The following is a 2,340-nucleotide window of genomic DNA, read 5'->3' on the forward strand; positions in this document are numbered from 1 at the left end:
TCTATAAAAGAATAAAAACAACTGTACTGGATTAATTTGATAAATGCTATAATCTAGACTGCAAACATCAAAATATAAGTTATTAAGGAAAACTCTAATGAGTACAAATCCAGAAAACTTTAGTAGTAACATTTCCCGCAGAAAAATACTAAATTATGGCAAATTTGCTCTAGCAACAGGAGCAACAACTTTAGCTGTTAGCTGTCAAAAATAAAATGTTCAGCAACCAGAATAAACACCAACAATACCTGCCAAAATTCAAGTTTCTCCAGAAATGTCTCCAGATGAAATTTTGGAAATATTAATGGCAGGAAATAAAATATTTGTGGAAAATAAACGTACAAATTATAATACAAGTATTGCCAGATTAACAGAAGTTGCTACTGGTCAAAAACCCTTTGCTAGTATTGTTTATTGTGCAGATTATCGTGTACCTGTTGAGATAATTTTTGATAGAGGTTTAGGAGGTTTATTTGTTCTTAGAGACGCTGGAAATATTGCTAATACCGAAGAAATTGGTAGTATAGAATTTGGCACTTTGGTGTTAGGTTCAAAAGTGTTATATCATGTCCGGATAATTAGTTATAAAAAAACTTTCTTCTTCTTCCTTCTTCCTTCTTCCTTCTTTTATTCTGACTCCTGACTCGTCCCCAGTTATTTATTTATCACTGTTCAACCGGACATGATATTAATGGTATTAGGATATGAAAATTGTGGGGCAGTCAAAGCAGCAATGGCTGGAAAACCTGTTCCTGGTCAAATTGGTAGTATAATTGCTGCAATTAAACCTGCTGTAGAAGGTGCTAAAGGTAAACCTGGAAACCCTGTAGAAAATGCTGTGAAAGCTAATGTATTTCAACAAATAAAAATCCTAAATTCTTCTCCAGTAATTAGCCAGTTAGTGCAAGAAAATAAATTAAAAGTTGTGGGTGGTTATTATGATTTAGACGAGGGAAAAGTTTATTTAATAAGTTAAAAAAGGGTAAGTATTTCCTGCGGAATACGGAGCTAACAGCTATGACCAGTCAGCTCTTAGCAATAATATCCCATCCTTAAGGATGGGTTTAATTAACATCCTCCCGACGTTACACTCATATCATGTCCGTTGGTATCGTTTGTGTAAAAGTTAGGGAAATATCTACCTTACGTCAGGTTTTTTCTTCTCTTGCAACTTCTTTTTTCTTCCTTATCTTCTCTATACAATAACGATGCTACCGGACATGATATTACTTGACAAAATGGAAAAATTCTAAGAGGTTATTATGACCAGAAAAAATCTCAAAAACCCATTCATAAGCCTCTAAAAACTAACTAACCAATTGCCAGAAACATATCTGGGTGCAGATACACATAAACCAAAAAAACTATACCATCAAGGATAAAAGCTCAACTGGGGCAACCCTAAAGTTTCTTCCCAACCCATCATCAAGTTCATACACTGAACTCCTTGTCCAGCTTGACCTTTGATCAGATTATCAATAACTGACATGATAATAACTCTATCCGTCCGGTGATCGACTTCAATACCAAGATAACAGAGATTAGTGCCACAAACCCATTTAGTCTGAGGATAAGTGCCACTGGGTAATATTTTCACCCAAGGACAATTACGATAAAAAGCATTATAAATAGTCAATAAGTCTTCTCGTACTAACCCTGGATCTCGGAGGGTACCGTAGACTGTCGCTAATATCCCCCGTACCATTGGCATAAGATGGGGAGTAAATTGGACTTTCACATCATAACCAGCTAAGTTACTACAAATTTGTTCAATTTCTGGGGTGTGTCGGTGACTAGCTACTCCATAAGCACCAATAGAATTATCAGCTTCAGCTAGTAAAAGATTAATAGCTGCTTTTCGTCCACCTCCCGATGTACCTGACTTAGCATCAATAATTGCAGTTTCTGGTACTATCAAACCCTGTTTAAATAGTGGAGCAAGTGCTAAGAGACTAGCAGTAACATAGCAACCAGGACAACCGATAAGTTGAGCATTGGCTATGCGATCGCGATACAATTCTGGTAAACCATAGACAGCAGTAGCAGCTATATTTTTGTCCGTCCGTTCCCCACCATACCAAGATTGATAAGTCTCAAGATTAGCAAACCGATAGTCAGCAGATAGGTCTAATACTTTACATCCTTTTTCTAATAAAGTAGGTGCCATTTTCCAGGCTAAACCATTGGGTAGGGAAAGGAAAACTACTTGACATTTACTGGCAATTTTGTCCAACTCAATTGGCTCTACTATTAAGTCTACAGAATCTTCCAAGTGAGGGTAAATTGAGGAAAAAGGTTTTCCTGCGCTGCTGTCTCCTCCCAAGTACACAACTTCAACTT

Annotated in this window: 1 protein-coding gene and 1 pseudogene; one reads left to right on the top strand and one right to left on the bottom strand. The window is 36.6% G+C overall.

Features of this window, described 5'->3' with window-relative positions:
- Positions 1-304: 304 nt before the first annotated feature.
- Positions 305-976: pseudogene (locus tag AFK68_RS40840) on the top strand (carbonic anhydrase).
- A 396-nt stretch (positions 977-1,372) separates the two neighbouring features.
- Here AFK68_RS40840 and argC read toward each other — a convergent pair.
- Positions 1,373-2,340, bottom strand: a 968-nt coding sequence (gene argC, locus AFK68_RS01385; RefSeq protein WP_094671043.1) for an N-acetyl-gamma-glutamyl-phosphate reductase, incomplete at its 5' end; no start/stop codon positions are given.

This window comes from Hydrocoleum sp. CS-953 (assembly GCF_002260545.1).
In the GTDB taxonomy this organism is placed as follows: Bacteria; Cyanobacteriota; Cyanobacteriia; order Cyanobacteriales; family Microcoleaceae; genus Trichodesmium.